We start from the raw sequence: 26962 nt of genomic DNA, 5'->3' as shown, positions 1-26962 counted from the left end.
CTACTCCCCATCCCTTAAACGCCGATACAGCGCGCCCAGGATGTTCGAATAGTCGTCGGTCCAGACCCGCACCCTGTCATCGGCTTCGGTCTGCTCCCATTGCTTGGAGGACGCGAGCCTGCCGATGTCGGCCTCCTCCCGGGCGGAGATGACGACGTCGGTCGAGAAGATGTAGTCGGAATCGCGGCCCGAATCCTCGTTGAAGACCCAGCTCTTGAGATCGTTGGCGTCGGCAATGCCGACCACGACGGTCTCGAGATCCAGATGCCGGTTGGAGACGTGCATCACCACGGCGCCGTGCGGCGCGAGCTTGTCCTTGTAGATCTTCATCGCCTCTTCGGTCGCAAGATGGATCGGAATCGCATCGGACGAATAGGCATCGACGATGATGAGATCATAGGCGCCATCGGGCTCCTTGGCGAAGGTGAGGCGCGCATCGCCGATCACGGGCTTCATGTCCGGCATGCAGCTCGATATGTAGCGGAAATTCCTGGGGTCACGCGCGGCGTCGACCATGGACTGGTCGATCTCGAAGAAAGTCCAGCTCTCCCCTCGCTCGGCAGCGCAGGCGAGCGTGCCCGAGCCAACCCCGATCGCGGCGACCTTGAGCGGCGCGCCCTTGCGCTCGCGGATCGCGCTGACGGCCTGACCGATGCCACCGTCCCGATGATAGTAGGTGATCGGCTCGGGCCGGCCGATGACCGGCGTGCCGTCATCGTTGCGAAAGCGCTCGGCGCCATGAATGGTGGTGCCGTGCATGAGCACGTGGAAATAGCCGCCCGGCGTCACCACGATCTTGTGCACGCCGAAGAAGCTGCGCACCGTCGTGACGCGGCCCTCGTCTGCGGGATAAACCCGGATCAACGCCAGCGCGAGCGCGACGGTGGCAAAGATCTTCCAGCGACCGGCATTGAGGATCAGCGCGAGCAGCGCGGCGAGCACGCCGACGGCGCCGGCGACCCAGACGCGATGATCCCCGAACCAGGTCGAGAGGTCGCCCGTGGTGTACGACGGCGCGACGAGCGCTACCGCGAGCGCGGCGAGCGCCAACCAGTACCATCTCACAATGCCCGCCAGCCGCTCGGTCGCAGGCGGACGGCACAGCGCGGCGAGCGCGATCAGGATCGGATATTCGGCGATCCATGTGAACGTGAAAGGCGCAACGAGCCCAGCGAACAGGCCGCCGACCATGCCGCCGAACGACAGCGCCACATAAAACCCGGTGAGATATCTGGCCGCCGGCCGCGTCCGCGCCAATTCGCCGTGACAGGCCATGGCAATGACGAAGAAGCACAATTGATGTCCGCCGAGCGTCAGCAGCAGGTTCTGCTCTCCGCCAAAGGCCAGCAGGACGACGACGCCTGCGATCGCGACCGGCTGGAGCATCAGCATCCATTTGTGCGGCAATAACGGCCGCGACTGGAACACCACGACCCAGGTCAAAAGGTACAGCGAGAGCGGCAGCACCCACAGCAGCGGCGCCGCCGCGACGTCGGTCGAAATGTGCGCGGTGACGGCGATGAGCAGGCCCGACGGCACTGCGGCGAGGAATATCCAGCGCAGCCGCGTCAAGAGGCCGGGCGCGGGCGCATTCACGTCCTCCGCCAGCGCGTCGGCCACCGCCAACTTGGGCGAACGCAGCAACAGCGCGCCGCAGGCGCCGATGAGAAGGATCAACAGGCCATAGCCGCCGGTCCAGAACCGGTTCTGCATCTGCAGCGTGAACATCGGCTCCAGCACGAACGGATAGGACAGCAGCGCGAGGAAGCTACCGATGTTCGATGAGGCATAGAGGAAATAGGGATCGTGGGCCGCGGGATGGCCGGTGCGGACGAACCAGGCCTGCAGCAGCGGATTGTTGGCCGCGAGCGCGAAGAACGGCAGCCCGATCGAGACCGCGAACAGGCCGAGCAGCCAGAACGCATAGCCCGAAGCGGGCGGCTCGCCATAGGCGGAGGCGATGCCGAGCGGCAGCGTGGCGAAGGCCGCGATCAGCAGCACCAGATGCACCGCCACCGGAACGATGCGGTTCCTCACCTGCATCAGCAGATGTGCATAGGCGTAGCCGGCGAGCAACAGCGACTGGAAGAACACCATGGCCACCGACCACACCGCAGGCGAGCCGCCGAGCCGCGGCAGCACCATCTTCGTGAACAGCGGCTGCACCGAGAACAGCAGCAGCGCGCTGACGAAGATCGCGGCGGTGTAGACCGCCAGCAGCAGCCGGTTGCGCGAAGGAGACGACTGCTCCGTGGCCGCGGGTTGCACGATCGAATCCATGGGAGCTCCGGCTCAAAACCCGGCGGGCGCCGGACGCGCGCAATGGAGCACAAGGCGCCTGAACGGGCAACAAAGGGTGTCGTGATGTTGCAGCGGGAAATGCTTGATGTAGAGATGTCGTTCCGGGGCGCCTCGAAGAGGCGAACGGAACCTCGAGATTCTCCGGTGCGGAGCCGGCACGATAGTTCGATGCTGCGCATCGCCCCGGAAATGACGCCAAGGAAATCATGACCGAAACCGACGTCATCATCATCGGCGCTGGCCATAACGGCCTCACCTGTGCGGCCTATCTCGCGATGGCAGGCCTGCGGGTGCGCGTGGTCGAGCGTCGCAAGGTGGTCGGCGGCGCAGCGGTCACGGAGGAGTTTCACCCCGGTTTTCGCAATTCGGTCGCGGCTTATACCGTGAGCCTGCTCAATCCGCGGGTGATCCGCGATTTGAATCTTGCGGAACAAGGCCTGCGCATCGTCGAACGGCGCGCGCAGAATTTTCTGCCGGCGCCGGATGCCAGCCATCTCCTCACCGGCGAGGGGCGGACGAAAGCCTCGGTGGCGCGGCTCAGCGCGCATGATGCGGAGGCTCTCGACGGCTTCGCGCGCGAGCTGGAAGACATCGCCGACGTGCTCAGGCAATTCGTGTTGCGCGCGCCGCCGAACCTGCTCGAGGGCTTCGGCACGAATGCGATCCGCGAGGCCGTGAACGCGCTGCAGAGCGCCAATATCCTGCGCGGCCTCACGCTGGAACAGAGCCGCAGCCTGCTCGATCTGTTCACCCGTTCGGCCGGCGAAATGCTGGACGAACGTTTCGAACATGATCTGGTCAAGGCGCTGTTCGGCTTCGATGCCATCGTCGGCAACTATGCCAGCCCCTACGCCCCCGGCTCGGCCTATGTGATGCTGCATCACGCCTTCGGCGAGGTGAACGGCAAGAAGGGTGTCTGGGGCCACGCCATCGGCGGCATGGGCGCGATCACGCAGGCGATGGCGCGCGCGGCACGCGAGCGCGGCGTCGTGATCGAAACGGATGCCGGCGTCCGTGAGATCATCGTCGAACGCGACCGCGCCGTCGGCGTCGCGCTGGAGAACGGCGCTAGCATCCGCGCGAAATATATCGCGGCCAACGTCAATCCGAAGCTGCTCTACACGCGACTGATCGCGGCCGACGCTCTCCCTGCGGATTTCCTCGCTCGCATCCGGCACTGGAAGAACGGCTCCGGCACCTTCCGCATGAACGTGGCGCTGGACCGCCTGCCCTCCTTCACGGCGCTGCCGGGCGAAGGCGATCATCTCTCTTCCGGCATCATCCTGGCGCCGACCCTCGACTACATGGACCGCGCCTATCTCGATGCGCGGGCGCAGGGCTGGAGCCGTGAGCCCGTCGTCGAGATGCTGATCCCCTCAACGCTCGACGACACGCTGGCGCCCGCCGGCAAACACGTCGCGAGCCTGTTCTGTCAGCATGTCGCACCAACGCTCCCCGGTGGGAAGTCGTGGGACGACCATCGTGAAGAGGTCGCCGATCTCATGATCGCGACGGTGGATCAATACGCGCCGGGTTTTGCGGCGAGCGTGCTCGGCCGTCAGATCCTGTCACCGCTCGATCTCGAGCGGCAATTCGGTCTGCTGGGAGGCGACATCTTCCACGGCGCGCTGACGCTGAACCAGCTGTTCTCGGCGCGGCCGATGCTGGGCCACGCCGACTATCGCGGGCCGTTGAGGGGCCTCTACCATTGCGGCTCCGGCGCCCACCCCGGCGGTGGCGTCACCGGCGCCCCCGGGCACAACGCCGCCCAGGTGATCCTGCGGGATCACCGGTCCCTGTTCGGAAGCCGTGGATAGGACTGCGGATTAGTTGTGGACAGGCTGTCGAAAGGTCTGTGGCGAAACTGGACGGCTTCTCAGGACAAGCCCGGAACAGGCTGTGGAAAAGACGCGGGACAAGTAAGGTATAAGGCAGGGGATGGCCTCGGAATGAAGAGCGGAGAGGCTGTGGACGTCGGGTAGCGCTCGCATGATCGACGAGAAGAGAAACGCAGAAGATTTCCGCTGGAGCGAGCAAATTGCCGCCTCGATCGTGGATGAATCGCTGGTCGCGAAACTGATTGCGGAAGATCAGGCCGAATGGGCGCGCCAAATAGTCGCCCAAGACATTCACATCCAACTGGTCTCTGGCTTTAGGCCGCCCAATTCGAACTGAGGCATTGCCGGGCATTCCTGCGAGCCCAAACGGCCTCGCCCACCATGGGAATCCCCTGGCGGGCGGTGATCAGAGCAGCCTTGGAAGAAAATAGCTCCCGCTCTGAAATGCCGGCGGAAATTACTTCAAGGAGGTGTTAATCGAAGTGAACTTGTCGTTCATGGTGGTGCCCAGGCCGTTCACCACGGTGATGATCGCCAGGGCGATACCCGCGGCGATCAAGCCGTATTCGATCGCGGTTGCACCGGACTCGTCCGACCAGAACTTCTGAATCATGCGCTTCAAGACTCGCTCCCGTTTCAATCCCAAGCTGTGTCGGGTTTCTTCAACATCCGGAAATGTACGGGAGACAAGCTAGGGGCGGATTAACCGGCGAACCGCAATTTGTCCGGAAAATTGGCAGCAAAAGTTGCAAAAATTGAGCTCAACGGAACCCTGAATGCAGCCTTCCCCCACCCATCGCGCCAGCTTTTCGATCGGCAGTGAGGCCGACGCCAGACGCGTCGTCGACGTGCTCACCGAGGTGTTTTTCGATGGCGATGCGGCGGTCGCCGCCTTCGAGCGGCCGGACGGACAATGGGACGTCACGCTCCACTTCGCTGAGGCGCCGGATCAGGCATGGCTGCGCGAGCTCGTTGCAACGTCCGCAGGAAATGAGATCGCCGCGACGCTCGCCTTCGACACGATCGAGGCCAAGGACTGGGTCAAGGCCAGCCTGGAGGATCTCGTCCCGGTCCCGGCCGGGCGCTTCGTCGTGCACGGCAGCCATGACCGTGACCGTGTGGCGCCGAACAAGCTCGCCATCGAGATCGAGGCGGCGCTCGCCTTCGGCACCGGCCATCATGGCACCACGCGCGGCTGTTTACTTCTGCTTGACCATGTCCTGAAGAGTTCCCGGCCGCGCAACGTGCTCGACCTCGGCACCGGGACCGGCGTGCTGGCGATCGCAGCCGCGAAGGCGCTGCATCGCGCAGTGCTGGCCTCCGACATCGATCCGCCCTCGGTGCGGGTGGCGGCTGAGAACGCCTCGCTGAATGAAGTTGGCAATCATGTGCGGGTGATCCGCGCCACGGGCTTTGCCGCGCCGGATTTTGCGCGCGCGGGTCCGTTCGACCTGGTGCTCGCCAACATCCTAGCCAATCCGCTGCGGCAATTGGCGAGCCCGATGGCGCGGCACCTCGCGCCTGGCGCCCGCGTCATCCTCTCCGGCCTGCTGACGCATCAGGCCCCGGCCGTAATCGCCGCCTACCGCGCGCGCGGCCTGGTGCCACTGCGGCATGTGAGGATCGAGGGATGGAGCAGCCTGTTGCTGCGGAAGCTGGGGTAAAACGCCTCCGCGGCGCCGGTGCGCTCCCGTGCCCCGCTTGCGGGGAAAGGTAACGAGCGACGCCGCGCTACTCCGCCGGCTTCTCGTCGCGGCGTATCGCGCGATCGTCCTGCAAAGTGCGCCGCGCGCGCCGCTCGGCGAAACGGTCGATCATCTGGCTGATGAGGCCGCGCGGCTTCTTCGGTACCGCCGCAGTCGGGGCCCGGCGCACCGGCGGCGAAATCTTCTCAAACGTGAACGCTGGCATCGTGTGTCCCCTCGCCGTTGAGATGAACCACCTGCTCGAATTTCCCTGTTATTCGGACGAAGCGCAACTGCCGCATCCTTTGCTCCACTCAATTCGAATGGAACTATTTCAAGCACAGTCCATGCCAGATGCGCCGCAAATGCGTCTACATTGCGGACCGATGCCCATGATCCTAAAGTGATCCACCATGTTCGAAGCACACTTCCAGACATTCGAGGAGCCGGAGGCCGGCGTCGCATTGACGGCACGGCTGGCTGCACTTCGCGAAGAACTCGCCCGTCGCAAGCTGACCGGCTTCGTCGTCCCGCGCGCCGACCAGCAGCAGAACGAATATGTGCCGCCATCGGAAGAGCGGCTGGCCTGGCTGACCGGCTTTACGGGCTCGGCGGGCCTGGCGGTGGTGCTGACGCAGGAAGCCGCGGTGTTCGTCGACGGTCGCTACACGCTTCAGGCCGCCAAGCAGGTCGACGCCAAGGCCTGGGCCGTGGAATCGCTGGTCGACCCACCGCCGGAGAGCTGGGTGTCGGCGCATCTGAAAGCCGGTGACCGCCTTGGATTTGATCCGTGGCTGCACACTTTTTCAGCAGCGGAACGCCTGTCCGCAGCCTGCGCCAAGGCCGGCGCCGAGCTGGTGGCCGTCGACAGCAATCCGATCGACGCGATCTGGCAGGACCGGCCGCGGCCGCCGCTCGCCCCCGTCGCCGTGCACAGCCTCCAACATGCCGGTGTCACTGAAGCGGAAAAGCTGACGCAGATCAGGGCCGAGATCGCCAAGCTCGGCACCGATGCGCTGGTGCTGTCGGACAGTCATGCGGTGGCCTGGACCTTCAACATCCGCGGCGCCGACGTCGCCCATACGCCGCTGCCGTTGTCGTACGCGCTGGTGCCGAAGGACGGCCGCCCCACCATCTTCATCGACCACCGCAAGCTCTCCAACCTCACACGCGACCATCTCGAGCAAGCCGCCGACGTGCGCGAACCGGACGCCATGGCGCCGACGCTGATGGCGCTGGCCAAAAGCGGCGCGGCGATCGCGCTGGACAACGCCACCGCGGCCGACGCACTCAGCCGCCTGATCGCGGGCGCCGGCGGCAAGCCGGTGCGTGGCAACGATCCGGTTGCACTGCTCAAAGCGGTCAAGAACGCGACCGAGATCAATGGCACCAAGACGGCCCATGTGCGCGACGCCGCAGCGCTGGCGCGCTTCCTCGCATGGATCGATCGCGAGGCGCCGAGCGGCAAGCTCACCGAGATCGACGCGGTCGAGGCGCTGGAAACCTTCCGCCGCGACACCGGCGCGCTCAAGGACGTGTCGTTCCCGACCATCTCCGGCACCGGTCCGAACGGCGCCATCGTGCACTACCGCGTCACCCGCAAGAGCAACCGGCGGATCGCACCCGGCGATCTCCTGCTGATCGATTCCGGCGCGCAATATGAGGACGGCACCACCGACGTCACGCGCACCATGGCGGTGGGCGAGCCGACGGACGAGATGCGCGACCGCTTCACCCGCGTGTTGCGCGGCCATATCGCGATCGCGCGCGCCGTCTTTCCGGACGGCACCACGGGCGCGCAACTCGACACGCTGGCGCGGCAATATCTCTGGTCCGCGGGCCTTGATTTCGAGCACGGCACTGGCCACGGCGTCGGCAGCTATCTCTCGGTGCACGAAGGGCCGGCGCGAATTTCGAAGCTCGGCACCACGCCGCTGAAGCGCGGCATGATCCTCTCCAACGAGCCCGGCTACTACAAGACCGACGGCTTTGGCATCCGCATCGAGAACCTGGAGCTGGTGGTCGCGGCCGACATCAAGGGCGCCGAAAAGCCGATGAACGCGTTCGAGACGCTGACCTTGGCGCCGATCGACCGCCGGCTGGTCGACGTGGCGATGCTGAGCAAGGACGAACTCGACTGGCTCAATGCCTACCATGCGCGCGTGAAGGCCGAGGTGCGGCCGGCGCTGGACGATGCGACGAGGGCCTGGCTCGATCAGGCGACGGCGGAGTTGAAGGCGTAGTGCGCATGGCGCTACCTGATTTGCGCAACGCTGCTTCCTCACCACAGGGTGTCATGCCCCGCCTTGTGCGCAGTTGCGCACTGGGGCGGGGCATCCAGTATTCCAGAGACAGCAAACGCACGCGGAGAAGCCGCGGCGTACTGGATTCCCCGCTTTCGCGGCGAATGACATCGCATTTGCGGCGCAAGCAACGCGCCCAATCGGTCGCCATCGCGCTATTATTGTAACCATCCCAAAATCCGTATAGCCGCATTCCGAAACGCCGATATCCGTCTTGTGTAGCGACGCTACAGTCCGATTCGGATTTCGACGAGACGGACACTTATGCACGGCATGATCAGCGGGCCGCCGGAAGCGGCCACGAAGACCATCGCGACCTCGCGCGCGGTGCTGCTGCTGCTGGTCATCATGACCGGGATCGCGCCGATCTCGCTCTACATGCTGGTTCCGGCGCTGCCGGTGCTGGCGACGAATTTCGGCAGCGACATCTCGATCGCGCAGATGACGGTCTCGCTGTACATGGTCGGCATCGCGCTGTCACAGCTGATCATGGGTCCGCTGTCGGACCGGTTCGGACGGCGTCCGGTGCTGCTCGGAGGACTGGCGCTGATGGTGGCGGCCAGCATCGGCTGCATCTTCGCGCAAAACCTGCCGCAGCTGATCGCAGCACGCTTCTTCCAGGCGCTGGGCGGCGCCGCCGGTATGGTGGTGAGCCGCGCCATCATCCGCGACATCTATGAGCGCGATCGCGTCGCCTCGATGATCAGCCTCGTGGTCGCGGCGCTGATGATCGGACAGATGGTCTCGCCGCTCACCGGCGGCCTGATCGAGACCGCGTTCGGCTGGCGCGCGATCTTCTACGCCATCACGATCGGTGCGATTATTGTCGCCGTCGGGATTGGGGTGGCGCTGCCCGAGACGCGCCGCACCCGCGCCGTCGGCAGCAGCTTTCGCCGCGACGTCGGCATGCTGATCACGAACCGCGCCTTCGTCGGCTACATGATGTGCCAGGTGCTGGCCTCGCAGATCATTTTCACCTTCGCCGGCGGCGGGCCCTACATCGTCGTGACACAGATGGGACGGAGCAGCGCCGAATACGGCGCGTGGTTCGCCACGACGGGTTTTGCGTATCTCGTCGGCAACCTGCTCTGCGTGCGATTTGCGCCCAGGCACTCGCTGGAAAGGCTCATTTGGCTCGGGCTTGGCCTGCAGCTTTGCGGCAGCCTCCTGAACCTGCTCTGGAGCGTGACTGGCTCGAACGAGGCCCCAAGCTGGCTTTTCGGCACGCAGATGATCGTGATGGTCGGCAATGCCTTCGTGATGGCGAATTCCGCAGCCGGCGCGATCAGCATCCGCCCCGAAGCGGCGGGCACCGCCTCAGGCGCGATGGGCTTCCTGCAGCAGGGCATTGGCGCGCTGATGTCGCAATTCGGCGCCTATCTCGGCGGCCACTCCGCAACGACGCTGCCCCTCACCTCCGCGGTCCTCGCAATCTCGCTGCTCTGTGCGTGCACAATGATCTTCGTCGTGCCGCGCCGCGAGGTCGTGGTGAGTGAGGAATTGATCGAGCAGGCGGAGGAGGAAGAGACGGGGATGATGTGACGAGCGGCCGCCGCCCTCTTCCGTCATTACGAGCGCAGCGAAGCAGTCCAGACTGTCGTCGCGGAAAGATTCTGGATTGCTTCGCTGCGCTCGCAATGAGGAAAGAAAACCTTCACTCCCCGATCAGCTTCAGCCACTCGTCCTCGGTCAGCACCTTGACGCCGTGCTTGTTGGCTTCGGCGAGCTTCGAGCCCGCGCCGGGGCCGGCGACCACCAGATCGGTCTTCTTCGAGACCGAGCCCGACACCTTGGCCCCTAACCGCTCAGCTGTCGCTTTGGCTTCATCCCGCGTCATCTTCTCCAGCGAGCCCGTGAACACCACGGTCTTGCCGGCGACGGCCGAGTTGCTCTTCGGCTTCTCGGCGTCGACGATCTCGACCTCACTGGTCAGCCGTTCGACGATGCCGCGGTTGTGGCTCTCGCCGAAATAATCGGCGATGCTCTTGATCACGGTGTCACCGATCTGATCGAGCGCGTCCATGTCCGCAATCGCCTCCTCGTCGCCGCGAGCGACCTTGAGGCAAGCGTCGTGGAAGGCGTCCCACGAGCCGTAGCCGCGCGCCAGCGCCAGCGCCGTGGTCTCGCCGACATGGCGCATGCCGAGCGCATAGATGAAGCGCTCCAGCGCGATTTTTCGCCGGTTCTCGATGGCGCCGAACAGGTTGCGCACCGAGGTCGCGCCGTAGCCCTCGACCTCCTCGAGCTTGAGCTTCGCGTTGCGCTGCTCCAGCGTGAAGATGTCGGCGGGCTCCTTCACCCACCCCTCGTCGAAGAAATACTGGAGCTGCTTCTCGCCAAGGCCGTCGATGTCGAAGGCCCGCCGCGACACGAACAGCTTGAGGTGCTCGATCTTCTGGTAGGGACAGGCGAACTCGCCGGTGCAGCGGGCGCGCGAGCCCTCCTCGCCCGTCGCGGTCTCCTCGCGCACGACGTCGGTGTGCAGCGGGCACGGGCATTTCTTCGGGAAGTGGAATTCCTTGGCGGTCTTCGGCCGCTTGTCGAGAACGACGTCGACCACCTGCGGGATGACGTCGCCGGCACGCTGGATCACGACGGTATCGCCAATGCGGACGTCGCGTCCCTCGCGCAGGACCTCGCCCTTGTTGCCGATGCCCTTGATGTAGTCCTCGTTGTGCAGCGTGACATTCTGCACGATCACGCCGCCGACGCCGACCGGTTCGAGCTTGCCAACCGGCGTGAACGAGCCGGTGCGGCCGACCTGGATCTCGATGTCGCGCAGCACCGTCATGGCGCGCTCCGCCGGGAATTTGTGCGCGATGCCCCAGCGCGGCGTGCGCGAGACGAAGCCGAGCCGCTCCTGCCAGTCGATGCGGTCGACCTTGTAGACGACGCCGTCGATGTCGTAGTCGAGCCGTGCGCGCTGCTCCTCGATCGCATGATGAAACGCGAGCAGCTCCTCGACGGAGTGACAGAGCTTGGTCAGTGGATTGGTCTTGAAGCCGCAGCGCTCGAACCAGCCGATCATGCCGCTCTGCGTATCCTCCGGCATCGCACTCATCTGCCCCCAGGCATAGGCGAAGAAGCCGAGGGGACGGGAGGCGGTGATGGTCGGGTCCTTCTGCCGGAGCGAGCCGGCGGCCGAATTGCGCGGATTGGCGAAGATGGTGCCGCCTTCCGCCTTCTGCCGCTCGTTGAGCGCGAGGAACGCCTTCTTGGTCATGTAGACCTCGCCGCGTACCTCGCAGATGTCGGGGACGTTGCGGCCCTTCAGCTTCTGCGGAACGTCTTCGAGCGTGCGGATGTTGGCGGTGACGTCCTCGCCGACCGCACCGTCGCCGCGCGTCGCGGCGGTGACGAGCTCGCCGCCCTCGTAGCGCAGCGACATCGAGAGACCATCGATCTTCGGCTCGGCGGAGAAATCGACCTTGTCGTCTTCGAGCTTCAGGAACCGGACGATGCGCCCAACGAAATCGCGCACGTCCTCTTCCGCAAAGGCGTTGTCGAGCGACAGCATGGGCAGGGAATGCCGGACTTTCTTGAAGCGGCCTGACGGCGCGGCGCCGACCTTCTGCGAGGGCGAATCCGCGGTGACGAATTCGGGGAAGCGCTTCTCGATGGCATTGAGGCGCTGACGCAGCGCGTCATATTCGGCGTCGGTGACGCTGGGCGCGTCCTCCTGATAGTATCGCTCGTTGTGCCCCTCGATCTCGAGCGACAGCCGCATATGCTCGACCTTGGCCTGCGCCTTGGTGAGGTCGGCGAGGTCGCGAAGCGGTTTCGATTTTGCTGCTCTGGCCATGGTGCTTGGATACGACGGAGCGGGCGGGAGGGTAAAGGCTTGTGGAAATCTCGTGCCCCGGATGCAGCGCAGCGCCTCTTCAGCGATGCGCTGCTGAGCCGGGACCCATGCGGCGGGAGCTCTGAGTCCCGGCTCTGCGAAGCAGCGCTACGCGCTGCGCCGCGTCCGGGAAACGACTCTAAGCCGTCGCCGCCTTCAGCAATCGTTCCGCCGCTGCCCTCGCCTCGGCGGTGATCTCGGCACCGGCGAGCATGCGGGCGATTTCCTCGCGGCGGTGGTCGGCGGCGAGCGCATTGACGCGGGTGGCGACGCGCTTGCCCTTGTCGAGGGCGTCCTTGGAGATCAGGAGGTGCTGGTCGGCGCGGGCGGCGACCTGTGGGGCGTGGGTCACGGCCATGACCTGGACCTTACCGGCGAGCCGCGCCAGGCGCCCGCCGATGGCGTCCGCGACCGCACCGCCGACGCCGGTGTCGATCTCGTCGAACACCAGGGTCGGCGCCGAACCGCGGTCGGACAGCACGACCTTGAGCGCCAACAGGAAGCGCGACAGCTCGCCGCCGGAGGCGACCTTCATCAGCGGACCCGGCTTGGTGCCCGGGTTGGTCTGCACCCAGAACTCGACGCGATCGAAACCTTGCGGCCCCGGTGCGGCTTCGTCCGTCTCGACTTGGGTTATGAATTTTGCGCGTTCGAGCTTGAGCGGCGCGAGCTCGGCATTGACGGCCTTGTTGAGCTTCTCCGCCGATTTCTGCCGCGCCAGCGACAGCTTCCTGGCGGCGGCCGCATAACGGCCATCTGCCTCGATCGCCGCCTGCTCCAGCTTCTTCAGGCGCGAGGCGCCGGCGTCGATCAGAACGACGTCCGCGGCATATTTGGCGGCCAGCGCGGCGAGCCCGTCGACCGGCGTCGAATATTTGCGCGAGGCGGCGCGGAGCGCGAACAGCCGCTCCTCGATGCGCTCGAGCTCGGCTGGATCGAAATCGGTTGCGGCCAGCGCTGCCTGGAGATGCTGGTCGGCTTCCTCCAGCGCGTTGATCGCCGCGTCGATCGCCTTCACCGCGGGCTCGACCAGCGCCGGCGAGTTGACGCCGCGGCGCTCCAGCCGGCGCACCGCCGCCGACAGGGCGGCGACTGGCGAATGATTGCCGCCGACCGCTTCCTGCGCCTCGCGCAGGTCAGAGGCGATCTTCTCGCCCTGCATCATGGTGGTGCGGCGCGAGGCCAGCGCGGTCTCCTCGCCCTCCTTGGGCGCAAGCTGCTTCAGCTCGTCGGAGGCGTGGCGCAGATAATCGGCCTCGCGTGCGGCACGCTCCATGGCAGCGCGATGCTCCTCCAGCGCGGTGTTGGCGCTGCGGCGCTCGTCCCAGAGCGCTTCAACCGCCGCGACGTCCTTTTCGAGGCTGGCAAAGGCGTCGAGCAGGCGGCGGTGGGTGGCGGCATCGACCAGCGCGCGCTCGTCGTGCTGACCGTGGATCTCGACCAGGGCGGCGCCGACCGCCTTCAGCGTCTGCACGCTGATCGACTGATCGTTGATGAAGGCGCGGGTGCGGCCGTCGGCAAGCTGCACGCGGCGCAAGATCATCTCGCCGGTATCGTCGAGGCCGTTCTCGGCCAGAATCTTGGCCGCCGGGTGATTTTTCGGGACATCGAACACGGCGGTGACCTGCCCCTGCTCCGCACCGTGGCGCACGAGGCCGGCATCGCCGCGGCCGCCGAGCGCCAGCGCAAAAGCATCGAGCAGGATGGATTTGCCTGCACCGGTCTCGCCGGTCAAAACCGCGAGGCCGGAGGCGAATTCGATATCGAGCCGTTCGATCAGGACGATGTCACGGATCGACAGACGCGCCAGCATGGAACCCCAATTTCCTAGCCGAGACCCATTTTCTTGAAGGTCTTGCTGATCCAGGACCCCTGATTCTCGCTCGGCTCGAGACCGCCGGATTTTACAAGATTATAGGCGTCCTTGTACCAGCGGCTGTCAGGAAAATTGTGACCAAGCACGGCCGCCGCGGTCTGTGCCTCGCCGACGATGCCGATCGCCATATAGGCTTCGGTCAACCGGTACAGCGCCTCCTCGACATGGCGGGTGGTCTGGTACTGCGTGACGACGGCCTTGTAGCGGTTGATCGCGGCCGTGTAGTCGCGCTTCTGGGCGTAGTAGCGGCCGACATTCATCTCCTTGCCGGCGAGTTGGTCGCGCGCACCCTCGATCTTGGCCTTGGCCGAAGTCGCATATTCCGAGTTCGGATATTTGCGCACCACCTCTTCCAGCGCGGCGATCGCCTTTTCGGTACGGGACTGGTCGCGGCTGATATCCGGAATCTGGTCGTAATGGGAGGCGGCGATCAGGTATTGCGCATAGGCCGCGTCCGGACTGCCGGGATGCAGCGTGACATAGCGCGTGGCGGCGCCGATGCAGCCGTCATAGTCGCCGCCCTGGTAGGACGCATAGGCCGACATCAGCAGCGATTTACGGGCCCAGTCGGAATAAGGATGCTGGCGATCGACCTCCTCGAACTTCTTGTTCGCCGCCTTCATGTCCTTCTTCTCGTTCATGAGGTACAGGCCCTCATTGTAGATCTTGTCAGCGGGCTCCTCGACGAAGGTGTCGTCCTTGGCGGTGAATTTGTCCCAGAGCGAGCCGGTGCCGCAGCCGGCGAGCGGCAGCGCGAGCATGATGAAAGTGACGGCCTGAAGCAGCCCACGGGCTCGCGACGAGACCGAGAAATATCCGCGCGTCATACGCTGTGCCGACATGAGTTTAAGACCTGACGCCCTGTGATGCGGTGTCCGCCAGCCCACGACCCCCGTCATGGGCGCGAAATGTGCCGTGGTGCCTGCCATGCGACCACGCCGATGTATCCGAAAAACGATCGTAACGAACCGGATAGGCAGGCATTTCGCCCGGATTAAGGCGAACCTGCCCCAATGCTAGCCGATCATGCTTACCAGGAGTTTCCCGGGGAAGCCGCCAGCCATACGTGGGGGCGACAGGTCGCTTCAGGACACATCCGGTCCGAATGCCGCGGCGATCCGGCCACCGACGATGCCGCGACCGACTTCGCCGACGGGACGCGTGGTGCGGCGGGCAGCCTCGCCCTCGACCACCCGCCAGGCGGTCCGGTCGGCGAGCAGCGCGGTCAGGACTGCGTGGTTGAGCTTGTGTCCGCCACGCACCGAGCGATAGGCACCAAGCAGCGGCAGCCCGGCCAGCGAGAGGTCGCCGATCACATCCAGCACCTTGTGACGGGCGCATTCATCGGCGTAGCGCAAGCCCTCGGTATTGAGCAGCCGCTCGTCATCGAACACGACGGTGTTATCGAAGGAGGCGCCGAGGGCATAGCCTGCGCTCCAGAGCCGCGCGACATCGCCCATCAGGCCGAAAGTCCGGGCCCTCCCGACTTCGCGGCGGAAGCCTTCCGGATTGAGGTCGAAGGCATAAGCCTGCTGGCCGATGACGGGATTGGTGAAGTCGATCTCGACCTCGACGCGGAAACCGCTGGCGTGGGGCCTGATCTCGCCGAAGGAGTCGCCGATCTTGACCGAGATCGGCTTCAAAACCTGAATGAAGCGGCGCTGCGCGGGCTGGGTGACGATGCCGGCCTGGTCGATTGCCGCAATGAAGGCCGCAGCGCTGCCGTCCATGATCGGTACTTCGGGACCGTCGATCTCGATGGTGGCGTTGTCGACGCCCATGCCCCGCAGCGCTGCGAGCACGTGCTCGGCAGTGGACACCAGCGGGCCATCGTGGTCCCCGAGAACAGTGGCAAAGTCGGTCGCGATCACCTGCTCGGCGGTCGCCTGAACTTCGCGGTCACTTCCGTCAAGGCCGGTGCGGACAAAAATAAAACCCGCGTCCACGGGCGCAGGCCCAAGCGTGAGAGTGACGGGAAGACCGGAATGAACGCCCACGCCTGCCACAGAGGCTTGCGCACGAAGCGTTGTTTGCCGGCTAAACTTCATCAGGAATCCGCCCCACTACGACCCACTGCGACTTATACGAGACCCGCTTGGCCGGCGAGTGCCGACAGTTGCGAATCTCCGTATCCCCAAGTCACGGCGAACCATAGTTGCTGCCTCAAACAGCGCCAACTCACGCTTTTTTACCGATTGTTACCCCAAACCTGCCGTATTCGCGCCAAGGCTTAACCAAATTGCACCGAGGTTTGAGGCCGCCGGCGGCGGCTTGACTGAACCACCAAATGCGTAATTAATCATTTAAAATCAGTTGCTTGGAAGCATCATCCGGGCATGTACGGGGCAAAAGGAAAGGTCCCGGCGAACCTCTCGCCGGGACCTCTTTTCGTCTGCCTTATTGTAACAATCCTCAGGTCGCCTGCCGGCGCAGGAAGGCCGGGATATCAAGATGGTCGTCACCCTGTGGCGGCGGCGCAACAGGCGCGGGGCGGCCATGCATGTCCAGACCCTGCGGCGCGGGACGGCGGGCATACTCTGATACCGGCTCATTGGATGCGATTTGCTGCGCCACAGTCTTCTGCTGCCGGCGCTCGGGCAGTGGCGGCATGGCGGGACCGGCGGTGCGGGCCGCAACCGGCGGCTCACTTTCCTCGTCGCGACGGCCAAGCCCGACATTGGCGAGGCGCTGCAGCAGCGACAGGCGGGTCTTCTGCGGGGCCTCCTCTTCGACCTCGCCGCGGGCCTGACGAATCTCGGCCTGTGCCGGAATCGGCAGTTCCTCGATGCGCGGCATCCGCGGCGCGCGCACCGGACGCTCCGCCTGCGGCGGGATGAAGGTTTCGGGCGTCATCGGCTCCTGCATTGCGACCGGGGCCATGTCCGGCTCCGGGAACAGGGTCGGCTTCTGCGCGATCGGTCGCACCGTGACATCGCCATAGGTCTGCGGCGCGGGCGCCTGCGGGGCTTCAGCCACGGCAGCGGCGATGGCGGCGAGCGCAGCACGCTCGACGTTCGGACGGGGCGCGGCAGCAGCCGGAGCCGGCGCGCCGGCCGGGGTTTGGGCTTCCAGCTTCTGGGCGCGTTCGGCCAGACGCTGGTTATCGGCACGGAGCCGCGCGGTGAGGTCGGCGAGACGGCTCTCGGCAGCGGCGGCCGGCGCCGCGGCCTGCTGCACCTGCGGGGCCGGGTTTGCGACGGGAGCGGAGGTCGCCTGGCTGTTGCGGGCGATCGCGGCCTGCTCGATGCCGGTTGCGACCACCGAGACGCGGATCAGGCCGTCGAGCGCCTCGTCGAAGGTCGCGCCGACGATGATGTTGGCGTCCTGGTCGACTTCCTCGCGGATGCGGGTCGCGGCCTCGTCGACCTCGAACAGCGTGAGGTCCTTGCCGCCGGTGATGGAGATGAGGAGGCCCTTGGCGCCCTTCATCGAGCTGTCATCGATCAGCGGGTTGGCGATCGCGGCTTCAGCGGCGGTCAACGCACGCTTGTCGCCGGAGGCTTCGCCGGTGCCCATCATCGCCTTGCCCATCTCGCGCATGACGGCGCGGACATCGGCGAAGTCGAGGTTGATGAGGCCTTCCTTGACCATGAGGTCGGTGATGCAGGCGACGCCCGAGTAGAGCACCTGGTCGGCCATCGCGAAGGCGTCGGCGAAGGTGGTCTTCTCGTTGGCGACCCGGAACAGGTTCTGGTTCGGGATGATCAGGAGCGTGTCCACGACCTTGTGCAGCTCGGCGATGCCGGCTTCGGCCGTGCGCATGCGGCGACCGCCCTCGAAGTGGAACGGCTTGGTCACGACACCGACGGTGAGGATGCCCATGTCGCGCGCGGTCTTGGCGATGACGGGTGCAGCGCCGGTGCCGGTGCCGCCGCCCATGCCGGCGGTGACGAACACCATGTTGGCGCCGGAGAGATGGTCGCGCAGCTCGTCGATCACCTCTTCCGCCGCCGCGGCGCCGACGTTCGGCTGCGAACCGGCGCCGAGGCCTTGCGTGACCGCCGTGCCCATCTGCACGATGCGCTGCGCCTTCGACATCGTCAGCGCCTGCGCGTCGGTATTGGCGACCACGAAGTCGACACCCTGCAGCCCCGCCGTGATCATGTTGTTGACGGCGTTGCCACCGGCACCGCCGACGCCGAACACGGTGATCCGGGGCTTCAGTTCGTGAATATCAGGAACATTGATGCTGATGGTCATGGTTGCCTCTCGATCACGCGCGCGTGGGTTCGCCCCGGCCGGCGGCCGCGGGAGTTGGTGAAAATCGAAGATTGCGGAAAGCAGTCATCAGAAGCCCTCGCGTAGCCATCGTCCGACCTTTCCGAGATATCCGCCGGTCCCTGTCTTGACCTGCTGCCGCGTATGCCGCGGTTCGACATGTTCGAGGTGAACATATTGCGGGTAGACGAGAAGTCCGGTCGGCACCGCGAACGCGGCGTTCTTCGCCTCAACGGGCAGCCGGCCGAAACCAAGCGGACGGCCGACCCGCACGGGCCGCCCGAGAATCCGGGTGCCGAGCTCGACGAGACCGGTCAGCTGCGAGGCACCGCCCGAGAGCACGACGCGGCCGTTTGGCTCTGAGGCGAAGGGCGAATCCTTCAGCTTGTCCCGAACCATTTCGAAGACTTCCTCGGCACGGTGCTTGACGATATTCGCGATGGTGGCGCGAGAAACGATCTGCGGCAGATCCTGCTCGTCACCGGCTGTCGGCACAGACATCAGCTCACGCGAGTCCGATCCGCCGGTGATGACGGTCCCGTATAAGGTCTTGATTCGCTCGGCATCGGCAATGGTGGCCGAGAGTCCGCGCGCAAGATCCATCGTGATGTGTTGCCCGCCAACCGCAAAACCCGCCGCATGCACGAAGCGGCCGCCTGAATAAACGGCAATCGTGGTGGTGCCCGCGCCCATCTCGACGACGGCAGCGCCGAGATCGGCCTCGTCGTCGGTCAGCACCGACAGACCGGCGACATAGGGGCTCGCCGCCATGGCTTCGACATTGATGTGGCAGCGTTCCACCGCCAGCATCAGGTTCCGCGCCACGGTGGCGTCGCAGGTGACGACGTTCATGTCGACGCCGAACTGGTGCGCGACCATGCCGCGGGGATCGCGGATGCCCTTGACGCCGTCGAGCGTGTAGCCCACCGGCAGCGCGTGCAGCACGGTGCGACCTTCGCCGGTGGCATGGCGCATGCCGGTGGAGGTGACGCGGCTGACATCGGCCGGCGTCACGGCGCCGCCACGGATGTCGGCGGCGGCTTCGACCAGCTGGCCGGCGGGCCGGCCGCCGGAGACCGACAGCAGCACCGACTCGACCCGTACCTTGGCCATCTTCTCGGCAAGCCCGACGGCGTGACGCACCGCCTGCTCGCATTCGCCGAGATCGATCACCGCGCCGGCCTTCATGCCGCGCGCCTGGATCTGGCTGTATCCGATCAATTCCACCGCATGGGTGCGGCCGCGCAACGCATCGCTCGGCGGCGACGGCTTCAGCCGTGCGATCATGCAGGCGATCTTGCTGGTGCCGATGTCGAGGCAGGCGACGAGGCCGCCGCGCTTGTGCGGCATCGGGCGCGTCTTCGGCGTCTGGGTGCGATCGAGACCGGTCATGCGGAATCCCCGGCCTTCTTTTTCTTCTTGTCCTTGAACTGCTCCTCGCGCGCCTTGGCGGCGTCCTCGGACAGCTGCACCACCAGCCGATCGGGCAGGCGCATGTCGACGGCGACGATATCGCGGGAGAACAGCCTGTCTTCCTTGTCGAGCTTCGAAAGCATCGCAAGCGCATTGCCGACGTCCTGCTCGGGCAGGCGGATGTCGAGGCCGTCCTTGAGCCTCAGGTTCCAGCGTCGCTCGCCGACGAAGATCGCGGCTTTGGTGATCGATTTGACCTGCGGATAGCGCGCCAGGAGCGCCAGGAAATCGCGGGCCTGCGTCTCGGCGCCCTTGCCGACCACGAGCGGCAGCGTCAGGAAGCGCCGCGAGACGTAGGGTTCGAGCACGGCGCCGTCGTCGGCGATGACCGAGAGGCGGCCGGCCTCCTGCCACAGCGCGAACGCCTTGCGCTCGGTGAGCTCGATCATGAGTTGGCCCGGATAGAGCTTCAGCACGGTCGCATCCGCGATCCAGGGATTGGCCTTCAGCTTGTCGCGTACCGCATCGGCATCGAGGAACAGCAGCGAGGAGCGGCCGCTGACGCCGCCGATCGCGAGGATCTCGTCCTGGGTCAGCTGCTTGCGGCCGTTGATCACGACGGAGGTGATGCGGAAGCCGGCGGAATTGGCCAGCGCGTTGCGGGCATCACTGACCGCAGTGATGAAATCCTGGAGATGGCCGCCCTTGACGATGCCAAAGCCGCAGCTGCCGATCAGGAGCAGCACGGTCATGGTGAGGCCGACCCGGCGCGGCAGATAGCGCTCGACCAGCGCAACCAGGCGCGGCGGCGGCTCACGCTCGACGGCCGCCTTGGCCCTGGCTTTGGCCTTGTCCTTGGCGGCAGCGCGCGCCTCTGCGTGCTTGTCCTGCACCCACTCGCGCAAAAGCACGACCGCTCCGATAGCGGCCGCCTTCAGGTCAGCTTGGGGCCTCAGCGATCTGAAAACCGATCGGGAGAGGCTTCCTGCTCCATCCATTGCACGAGCTCGTCAACAGTTTGCCCGCGACATCGCGCGGATCCTGGCGAACATGACGTCTCGGTGCCGGGCCGGGTGCTGGTCTTCAGCAGAAGAAGCCTCTTCCCTTCAAAGCGTTCGCTGGAGGTGACATCACCCGCGACAGCTCACGCGCCGGCAGCCAAAGCGCCATATGCGCCGCCAGCGTTAACCTTCGGACGTCCTGGTAAACAAAAGGTAAAATTCGTTAACGATTTGCGCATTTTGCCCCGCGATATCCGGCCTTTGTGCCGCGATATCCGGCATTTTACCGGTTTTGGTCGCTAAACCCGGCCGTTTCGCCCATCCGGCCGTTAACCAGTCCTAATTATTTCCGTACGCCGCGCCCGGCGAGCTCGACCAGCCCGTGCAGGAAATCGACGAACGCGATACCTTCCGCCTTCAGCGCCTTGGGATAGAGCGAGGACTTTGTCAGCCCGGGGAGCGTGTTGGTCTCGAGATAGACGAGGCCCTTGTCCGAGACGATGAAGTCCGAGCGCGAGTAGCCGGTGCAGGACATCGCGCGATGGGCCAGCATCGCCTGCTCCTTGAGCGCGGCGGTGATCTCCGGTGCGAAGCGGCCGGGGCATATCTCCTGGGTCGACTTCAGCAGATATTTCGCCGCGTAGTCGAAATTGCCCTCGCCCGGAATGATCTCGATCGGCGGCAGCGAGATGATCGAGCCATCGGTGCGCTCCAGCACACCGCAAGTCGCCTCCACGCCGACGATATAGGGCTCGATCACGTATTCCTCGTGCTTTGCCGCGTTACGGACGGCGACGAGATCCTGCTTGGCGTTGACGAAGATCAGGCCATAGCTCGACCCATCCCGGGCCGGCTTTGCGATCAACCGGCCGTATTTGGCAAAGGCCTCGTCGATGTCATCAAGCTCAACGTTCGCAGGCGGCGTCACGCCGCCGAGCGCGGCGAAGCGCTTGGCGGCGATCTTGTCGAAGGCAAGATGCGACGACGCCGAGCCCGAGCCGGTGAAGGGCACGCCGCGCGCCTCGCACATCACCTGCAATTCGCCGTTCTCGGCACGCCCGCCATGCAGGCCAAGCACCAGCACGCGGCCTTCGGCCTTGGCCTGGTCGAGCGCCCGGTCCAGCGGAATGCCTGATGTGCCCGGCTTGAACTCGTCCTCGAACGGACGGGCGTGTTCGAGCAGTTGCTTCGACTGCACCACATGCACCTTGTCCTCGACGTCCCACCACCACAGGTCGGCCTCCGGCAATGCCTGATGCAGCGCCTGGGCCGAGGCGACCGAGACAAGACGCTCGCGGTTGGAGCCGCCGAAGAGGATGGTGATGCGCATTCGTGTCCTCATATTGGTCATTCCGGGGCGCGCGAGGCGCGAACCATGGTGCGCAATTGCCCACCAGAGAAGCTCGAGATTCCGGGTTCGATGCTAACGCATCGCCCCGGAATGAAGGAAATCATGAAACCCCGATCCGCTTGATTTCCCAGTGTAGCTCAATTCCGGAATTCGCCTTCACGCGCTCGCGCACGGTCTCGCCGAGTGTCTCGATATCGCGCGCGGTGGCATCGCCCGTGTTGATCAGGAAGTTGCAGTGCATCTCCGAGACCTGCGCGCCGCCGACACGCAAGCCGCGGCAGCCGGCGGCATCCACCAGCTTCCAGGCGGAGTGGCCCGGCGGGTTCTTGAAGGTCGAACCGCCGGTCTTCTCGCGAATCGGCTGCGCGGTCTCGCGATGGCTCTGCACCTCCGCCATGCGCGCGCGGATTGCCTCCGCAGCCCTGATCTCACCGCGAAACCGGGCGGAGGTGAAGATGATGGAAGGATCGACGCCGCTGTTGCGGTAGACGAACTTCATGTCGGCGTTGGAGAAGACATGCTTCGTGCCGTCGCGCGCGACACCCCTCGCCTCGATCAGCACATCCTTGGTCTCGCCGCCATTGGCGCCGGCATTCATGCGCAGCGCGCCTCCGATGGTCCCGGGAATGCCGAAAAAGAATTCGAGTCCGCCGATATTGGCGGAAGCCGCCACTTCCGCCACGCGCTTGTCGAGCGCAGCCGTGCCTGCCGTGACGATGTCGCCACTCGCGGTCGCCTCGCCGAAGGCGCGCGGCGCGAGACGGATCACCACGCCGGCAATGCCGCCGTCGCGCACGATCAGGTTGGAGCCGACGCCGATGACATAGACGGGAATGTCGGCGGCAAGATGCGCGAGGAAATAAGCGAGATCGTCCTCATCCGCCGGCGTGAACAGCACCTGCGCCGGACCGCCGACGCGAAACCAGGTGAGTTCGGCCAGCGACTGGTTCGCCAGCAGCCGGCCGCGCAGCTCCGGCATTGCGGCTTTGAGCGAGGGTGTGATGTCGGGGAAGCTCACCGCCCTACCCCAATGCCTTCAATTCGCCGGGCAGCGCATACGCCCATTGCGTGATGTTGCCGGCCCCAAGGCACACGACGAGATCGCCGGACTTCGCCAATCCCCTGATGATGCCGGCGAGCTCCGTTGCTGCCGGCAGCGGGATCACCTCGCGATGGCCGTGCGCGCGCAGGCCAACGACGAAATGGTCACGGTCGATGCCGTTGATCGGCGCCTCGCCGGCGGCATAGACGTCGGCGACGACAACGGCATCGGCATCGTTGAAGCAGGTGCAGAATTCCTCGAACAGCGATTGCAGGCGGGTGTAGCGATGCGGCTGCACCACGGCGATGATCTTGCCGTTGGTGGATTCGCGCGCAGCTTTCAGCACGGCAGCGATCTCGACGGGGTGGTGGCCATAGTCGTCGATCACGGTGACGCCGTTCCACTCTCCGGTCCTGGTGAAGCGGCGCTTGACGCCGCCGAAGCCGGCGATCGCCTTGCGGATCGCCTCGTCGGAGACGCCGAGCTCGCGCGCGACCGCGATCGCGGCCGTCGCATTGGAGGCGTTGTGACGGCCCGGCATCGGCAGCATGAGATCGGCGATCTCGTGCACGCTGCCGGTCTTGCGATCGCGGAACGCGACCTTGAATTTCGATCCGCCGCCCATCGGCGTCAGGTCGACCAGCCGCGCATCGGCCTGCGGATTCTCGCCATAAGTGATGATGCGGCGATCCTCGATCTTGCCGACGAGGCTCTGCACCACGGGATGATCGATGCACATCACGGCAAAGCCGTAGAATGGCAGGTTCTCGACGAAATGACGGAAGGCGTCCTGCACGGCCTCGAAGGTCTTGAAGTGGTCGAGATGCTCAGGGTCGACATTGGTGACGATCGCGACATCGGTCGGCAGCTTCAGGAAGGTACCGTCGCTCTCATCGGCCTCCACCACCATCCAATCGCCGGCCCCCAGCCGCGCGTTGGAGCCGTAGGCGTTGATGATGCCGCCATTGATCACGGTGGGATCGAGCCCGCCGGCATCGAGCAGCGTTGCGACCATCGTCGTCGTCGTGGTCTTGCCGTGCGTGCCGGCGATGGCGACGCAACTCTTCAGGCGCATCAGCTCGGCCAGCATTTCGGCGCGGCGCACCACGGGAATGCGTTTCTCGCGCGCCGCCATCAGTTCCGGATTGTCGCGCTTGATCGCGGAGGACACGACCACGACCTCGGCACCGTCGATATTCTCGGCCTTATGACCGACCGAGACTTTCGCACCCTTCTTGCGCAGACGGTCGAGATTGTAATTGTCGGCGGCGTCGGAGCCCTGCACGGCATAGCCGAGATTGACCAGCACCTCGGCGATGCCGCTCATCCCGATCCCGCCGATCCCGACGAAGTGGATGGGTCCGATCTCGCGCGGCAGTCTCATGCTCAGTTCCCTGACCTTGCCGCCGGAACGGCGGCATCTGCGGAGGTCACGGCCAAATCAGCCGCGCGCCCTTCCCACTGGATGCCCCGCTTTGGAACGCGAAGACAAGGGCTTTTTCGCGTCAGATTCCCGCGACCTTGACCACCAGATCGGCCAGCCGCTCGGCGGCATCGAGCCGCCCTGCCCCCTTCGCGGCGGCGGCCATGGCGGCAAGGCGCGCGGGTTCGGCAGCGAAGGCGGAGATCTCGGCGGCGAGACGATCCGAGGTGAACTCGGTCTGCGGGATCCGGATGGCACCGTCGACCTTGGCCAGCACGCCGGCATTGGCGAACTGATCCTGGTCGATCGAGCCGGGCAGCGGCACCAGGATCGACGGCCGGCCGATCGCCGCGAGCTCGGCGACGGTGCCCGCGCCGGAGCGCGACACGACCAGATGATTGGAGGCGAGTCGCGCCGGCAAATCGGTGAAGAACGGCGCGAGCTCCACCTTGATCCTGAGCTTGTCATAGACCGCGCGCACGCGGGCCATATCCTCTTCGCGCACCTGCTGGGTGAGGGCGAGGCGGCTCCATAGCGCAGGCTCGAGCCGCTCGATCGCGCCCGGCACGATATCGGCCATGATGCGGGCACCCTGGCTGCCGCCGACGACGAGCACGCGCAGCGGCCCGTTCACCTCGGGCGCGGCATATTTCACCGCAGCCGCCGCGAGGATCGCCGGACGCATCGGCGTGCCGACGGTCGTGGTCTTGCCTGCCAGCGCCGGATCGCGATCGAGCACGCCGGGCAAGGACGTCGCGATCGCGCGCACGCGGCTCGACAGGAACCGGTTGGCGCGGCCGAGTACCGCGTTGGCATCATGGATGATGCTGGGAACGCCGGCGAATTTCGCCGCGACCAGCGGCGGCAGCGTCGGATAGCCGCCAAAGCCGACGACGGCAGCCGGCTTCAATCGCTTGATCAGGCCGAAGGCGGAGAGCGTGCCGACGACGAGCGTGAGGCCGGCATAGGCGAGCTGGAACGGATTGCGGCCGCGCGCAGTCTCGCTTCTGACGACGTCGATCATGTCCTTGCTGAACAGCCCGCTATAGCGCAGCGCGCGCTCGTCGGTGACGAGGCGAACGCGAAAGCCGCGCCGGATCAGCTCGACGCCAAGCGCCTCGGCCGGGAACAGATGGCCGCCAGTGCCGCCCGCGGCGAGGAGAATCAAGGGGGAAGATGTGTCCATAAGCGCCCTTTTACAGGGTCCCTCACGTCATTGCGAGCGAAGCGAAGCAATCCAGACTACCTCCGTTGCTTCGTCGCTTCGCTCCTCGCAATGACGGCTTACGCGTAACTGCGCATCGCTTCGGCGTGGCCGCTCGCCTCGACTTCGGTGCGCGGGCGCAGCCGCGTCAGCGCCAGCATCATGCCGACGCCATAGGCGAGCGAGACGATCGAGGAGCCGCCATAGGAGATGAACGGCAGCGTCATGCCCTTGGCGGGGATGAGCTGCAGGTTCACCGACATGTTGATCGCCGCCTGCACGCCGAACAGGATCGCCAGCCCAGAGGCCGCGAAGCGCGAGAACATGTCCTCGTTGGCGTAGGCGCGCGACAGCGTGCGGATGACGACGAAAGCGAACAGCGCCAGCATGGCGAGGCACAGGATGATGCCGAACTCTTCGGCGGCGACCGCGAACACGAAGTCGGTATGGCTGTCCGGCAGGCTGCGCTTGGCGATGCCCTCGCCCGGCCCGAGGCCGAACCAGCCGCCGTTGTAGAAAGCCTCCATGGCGGTATCGACCTGGAAGGTGTCGCCCGACGCCGGGTTCATGAAGCGCTTGATACGGCCGGCGACATGCGGGACGAACAGATAGGCGCTGAACAGGCCTGCGGCGGCGGCGCCGGCAAGACCGAACACCCAGATCATGCGCATGCCCGCGATGAAGAACAGCGAGCCCCACACCATCAGGATCAGCATGGTCTGGCCGAAATCCGGCTCCATCACCAGCAGCGACACCAGCATCAAGAGCAGAACCAGCGCCATCGACGTCGCCGGCATCTCCGGCCGCCTGGTCGATTCCGCAAACAGCCATGCCGCGATGACGACGAACGATGGTTTTGCGATTTCGGAGGCCTGGATGTTGACGCCGAGCAGCGTGATCCAGCGCCGCGAGCCTTTCACTTCGGGACCGATGGCGAGCGTCACCGCGATCAAGACGATGCTCATCGCAAAGATGATCAGCGCGCTGCGCCGGATCGATCGCGGCGACAGGAAGGACACGCCGAGCAGCACCAGGCAGGACGGCAGGAGGAACAGCACGTGCCGGCTGAAAAAATGGAAGGGATCAAGCCCGATGCGGGTCGCCACCGGTGGACTCGCCGCCAGCGACAGGATGACGCCGGTCAGCATCAGCACCAGAATCGCCCCGAGCAGCGGCTTGTCGACGGTCCACCACCACTCGGAAAAGGGGGTGCGTTCTTCACGGGAGAGCATGGGCGGCCGCTTTCTGACAGAGGTCCGTCCATTGGTCGCCGAGGTTGGTTACCGCAGGGTTAAGGAAATCCGGATGTGTGGAGATGATCTCCGCCGCCGCCACACAACTAGAGCATGTTGTTTTTGGCTGGAATCGGGATTCCCACCGGGAGCGATTTCTGATTCAACATCCATGCTGGAGGGCGGAGGCCGGCATGGATGACGCGACCCTATTCGGAAGACATCCGGGAACGG

At 65.4% G+C, this 26962-nt stretch carries 20 protein-coding genes; 5 read left to right on the top strand and 15 right to left on the bottom strand.

Annotation, left to right across the window (positions count from 1 at the left end; genetic code table 11):
- Positions 1–2280: a fused MFS/spermidine synthase gene (locus EAV90_RS34855; protein ID WP_129146006.1), complete on the bottom strand. Its 2280-nt coding sequence runs from the start codon at positions 2278–2280 to the stop codon at positions 1–3.
- 227 nt (positions 2281–2507) lie between these two features.
- On the opposite strand from EAV90_RS34855, the gene EAV90_RS34850 reads away from it, so the two are divergent.
- Positions 2508–4118 carry a phytoene desaturase family protein gene (locus EAV90_RS34850; protein WP_129146005.1) on the top strand — a complete coding sequence of 537 codons (1611 nt, stop codon included), beginning with the start codon at positions 2508–2510 and terminating at the stop codon, positions 4116–4118.
- 172 nt (positions 4119–4290) lie between these two features.
- A complete protein-coding gene (locus tag EAV90_RS34845; RefSeq protein WP_122401986.1) occupies positions 4291–4476 on the top strand; it encodes a hypothetical protein in 186 nt (61 codons plus the stop codon).
- Positions 4477–4596: 120 nt separating this feature from the next.
- Here EAV90_RS34845 and EAV90_RS34840 read toward each other — a convergent pair whose 3' ends face one another.
- The gene (locus EAV90_RS34840; protein ID WP_122406505.1) at positions 4597–4752 is read right to left on the bottom strand and encodes a Flp family type IVb pilin; all 156 of its coding nucleotides are present in this window, start codon (positions 4750–4752) and stop codon (positions 4597–4599) included.
- A 163-nt stretch (positions 4753–4915) separates the two neighbouring features.
- Between EAV90_RS34840 and EAV90_RS34835 the strand changes: the two genes are divergently transcribed.
- The gene (locus tag EAV90_RS34835; protein WP_129146004.1) at positions 4916–5803 is read left to right on the top strand and encodes a 50S ribosomal protein L11 methyltransferase; all 888 of its coding nucleotides are present in this window, start codon (positions 4916–4918) and stop codon (positions 5801–5803) included.
- Positions 5804–5870: 67 nt separating this feature from the next.
- Here EAV90_RS34835 and EAV90_RS34830 read toward each other — a convergent pair whose 3' ends face one another.
- On the bottom strand, positions 5871–6050 hold the full coding sequence (locus EAV90_RS34830; protein ID WP_122401984.1) for a hypothetical protein: 180 nt from the start codon (positions 6048–6050) through the stop codon (positions 5871–5873).
- Between the two features lie 187 nt (positions 6051–6237).
- Here EAV90_RS34830 and EAV90_RS34825 point away from each other — a divergent pair, with 187 nt between their 5' ends.
- A complete protein-coding gene (locus tag EAV90_RS34825; RefSeq protein WP_129146003.1) occupies positions 6238–8067 on the top strand; it encodes an aminopeptidase P family protein in 1830 nt (609 codons plus the stop codon).
- 324 nt (positions 8068–8391) lie between these two features.
- Positions 8392–9669 carry a multidrug effflux MFS transporter gene (locus tag EAV90_RS34820; protein ID WP_129146002.1) on the top strand — a complete coding sequence of 426 codons (1278 nt, stop codon included), beginning with the start codon at positions 8392–8394 and terminating at the stop codon, positions 9667–9669.
- A gap of 112 nt (positions 9670–9781) precedes the next feature.
- On the opposite strand, the gene ligA is transcribed toward EAV90_RS34820, so the two are convergent.
- From ligA to EAV90_RS34760, 12 genes are all read right to left on the bottom strand, one after another.
- A complete protein-coding gene (ligA, locus tag EAV90_RS34815; RefSeq protein ID WP_129146001.1) occupies positions 9782–11929 on the bottom strand; it encodes an NAD-dependent DNA ligase LigA in 2148 nt (715 codons plus the stop codon).
- Between the two features lie 178 nt (positions 11930–12107).
- Complete coding sequence (gene recN, locus EAV90_RS34810; protein WP_129146000.1) at positions 12108–13781, bottom strand: DNA repair protein RecN; 1674 nt, start codon at positions 13779–13781, stop codon at positions 12108–12110.
- 14 nt (positions 13782–13795) lie between these two features.
- On the bottom strand, positions 13796–14686 hold the full coding sequence (locus EAV90_RS34805; protein ID WP_122401979.1) for an outer membrane protein assembly factor BamD: 891 nt from the start codon (positions 14684–14686) through the stop codon (positions 13796–13798).
- A gap of 243 nt (positions 14687–14929) precedes the next feature.
- Positions 14930–15892 (bottom strand): UDP-3-O-acyl-N-acetylglucosamine deacetylase, encoded by a 963-nt coding sequence (lpxC, locus tag EAV90_RS34800; protein ID WP_122401978.1) that lies wholly within the window; start codon positions 15890–15892, stop codon positions 14930–14932.
- 364 nt (positions 15893–16256) lie between these two features.
- A complete protein-coding gene (ftsZ, locus tag EAV90_RS34795) occupies positions 16257–18044 on the bottom strand; it encodes a cell division protein FtsZ (RefSeq protein WP_129145999.1) in 1788 nt (595 codons plus the stop codon).
- Positions 18045–18131: 87 nt separating this feature from the next.
- The gene (gene ftsA / locus EAV90_RS34790; protein WP_122401976.1) at positions 18132–19454 is read right to left on the bottom strand and encodes a cell division protein FtsA; all 1323 of its coding nucleotides are present in this window, start codon (positions 19452–19454) and stop codon (positions 18132–18134) included.
- Positions 19451–20473, bottom strand: a complete 1023-nt coding sequence (locus EAV90_RS34785) for a cell division protein FtsQ/DivIB (protein ID WP_129145998.1) — start codon at positions 20471–20473, stop codon at positions 19451–19453. Before EAV90_RS34785 ends, ftsA begins: the two co-directional genes overlap by 4 nt.
- 346 nt (positions 20474–20819) lie before the next feature.
- Entirely contained in the window at positions 20820–21806 is a 987-nt protein-coding gene (locus EAV90_RS34780) for a D-alanine--D-alanine ligase family protein (protein ID WP_129145997.1), read from the bottom strand.
- A gap of 121 nt (positions 21807–21927) precedes the next feature.
- Positions 21928–22845, bottom strand: a complete 918-nt coding sequence (murB, locus tag EAV90_RS34775; RefSeq protein WP_129145996.1) for a UDP-N-acetylmuramate dehydrogenase — start codon at positions 22843–22845, stop codon at positions 21928–21930.
- A 4-nt stretch (positions 22846–22849) separates the two neighbouring features.
- Positions 22850–24253: a UDP-N-acetylmuramate--L-alanine ligase gene (murC, locus tag EAV90_RS34770; protein WP_122401972.1), complete on the bottom strand. Its 1404-nt coding sequence runs from the start codon at positions 24251–24253 to the stop codon at positions 22850–22852.
- A 121-nt stretch (positions 24254–24374) separates the two neighbouring features.
- On the bottom strand, positions 24375–25478 hold the full coding sequence (gene murG / locus EAV90_RS34765) for an undecaprenyldiphospho-muramoylpentapeptide beta-N-acetylglucosaminyltransferase (protein ID WP_129145995.1): 1104 nt from the start codon (positions 25476–25478) through the stop codon (positions 24375–24377).
- A 98-nt stretch (positions 25479–25576) separates the two neighbouring features.
- On the bottom strand, positions 25577–26728 hold the full coding sequence (locus tag EAV90_RS34760) for an FtsW/RodA/SpoVE family cell cycle protein (protein ID WP_129145994.1): 1152 nt from the start codon (positions 26726–26728) through the stop codon (positions 25577–25579).
- Between the last annotated feature and the right edge of the window lie 234 nt (positions 26729–26962).

This window comes from Bradyrhizobium vignae (genome assembly GCF_004114425.1).
GTDB classification, from domain to species: Bacteria; Pseudomonadota; Alphaproteobacteria; order Rhizobiales; family Xanthobacteraceae; genus Bradyrhizobium; species Bradyrhizobium vignae.
The sequence above is the reverse complement of the archived record's forward strand: the minus strand, read 5'-3'. Positions and strand labels throughout refer to the sequence as shown.

Bases quoted from the DNA above. Each gene is read 5' to 3' on its own strand.
- EAV90_RS34825 (WP_129146003.1), top strand. From the start codon at position 6,238: ATGTTCGAAGCACACTTCCAGACATTCGAGGAGCCGGAGGCCGGCGTC.
- EAV90_RS34855 (WP_129146006.1), bottom strand. From the start codon at position 2,280: ATGGATTCGATCGTGCAACCCGCGGCCACGGAGCAGTCGTCTCCTTCG.
- EAV90_RS34830 (WP_122401984.1), bottom strand. From the start codon at position 6,050: ATGCCAGCGTTCACGTTTGAGAAGATTTCGCCGCCGGTGCGCCGGGCC.
- EAV90_RS34840 (WP_122406505.1), bottom strand. From the start codon at position 4,752: ATGATTCAGAAGTTCTGGTCGGACGAGTCCGGTGCAACCGCGATCGAA.
- EAV90_RS34785 (WP_129145998.1), bottom strand. From the start codon at position 20,473: ATGGATGGAGCAGGAAGCCTCTCCCGATCGGTTTTCAGATCGCTGAGG.
- ftsA (WP_122401976.1), bottom strand. From the start codon at position 19,454: ATGACCGGTCTCGATCGCACCCAGACGCCGAAGACGCGCCCGATGCCG.
- EAV90_RS34805 (WP_122401979.1), bottom strand. From the start codon at position 14,686: ATGTCGGCACAGCGTATGACGCGCGGATATTTCTCGGTCTCGTCGCGA.
- ftsZ (WP_129145999.1), bottom strand. From the start codon at position 18,044: ATGACCATCAGCATCAATGTTCCTGATATTCACGAACTGAAGCCCCGG.
- EAV90_RS34760 (WP_129145994.1), bottom strand. From the start codon at position 26,728: ATGCTCTCCCGTGAAGAACGCACCCCCTTTTCCGAGTGGTGGTGGACC.
- EAV90_RS34835 (WP_129146004.1), top strand. From the start codon at position 4,916: ATGCAGCCTTCCCCCACCCATCGCGCCAGCTTTTCGATCGGCAGTGAG.
- EAV90_RS34780 (WP_129145997.1), bottom strand. From the start codon at position 21,806: ATGCGCATCACCATCCTCTTCGGCGGCTCCAACCGCGAGCGTCTTGTC.
- EAV90_RS34850 (WP_129146005.1), top strand. From the start codon at position 2,508: ATGACCGAAACCGACGTCATCATCATCGGCGCTGGCCATAACGGCCTC.
- murG (WP_129145995.1), bottom strand. From the start codon at position 25,478: ATGGACACATCTTCCCCCTTGATTCTCCTCGCCGCGGGCGGCACTGGC.
- murC (WP_122401972.1), bottom strand. From the start codon at position 24,253: ATGAGACTGCCGCGCGAGATCGGACCCATCCACTTCGTCGGGATCGGC.
- recN (WP_129146000.1), bottom strand. From the start codon at position 13,781: ATGCTGGCGCGTCTGTCGATCCGTGACATCGTCCTGATCGAACGGCTC.
- ligA (WP_129146001.1), bottom strand. From the start codon at position 11,929: ATGGCCAGAGCAGCAAAATCGAAACCGCTTCGCGACCTCGCCGACCTC.
- EAV90_RS34820 (WP_129146002.1), top strand. From the start codon at position 8,392: ATGCACGGCATGATCAGCGGGCCGCCGGAAGCGGCCACGAAGACCATC.
- lpxC (WP_122401978.1), bottom strand. From the start codon at position 15,892: ATGAAGTTTAGCCGGCAAACAACGCTTCGTGCGCAAGCCTCTGTGGCA.
- EAV90_RS34845 (WP_122401986.1), top strand. From the start codon at position 4,291: ATGATCGACGAGAAGAGAAACGCAGAAGATTTCCGCTGGAGCGAGCAA.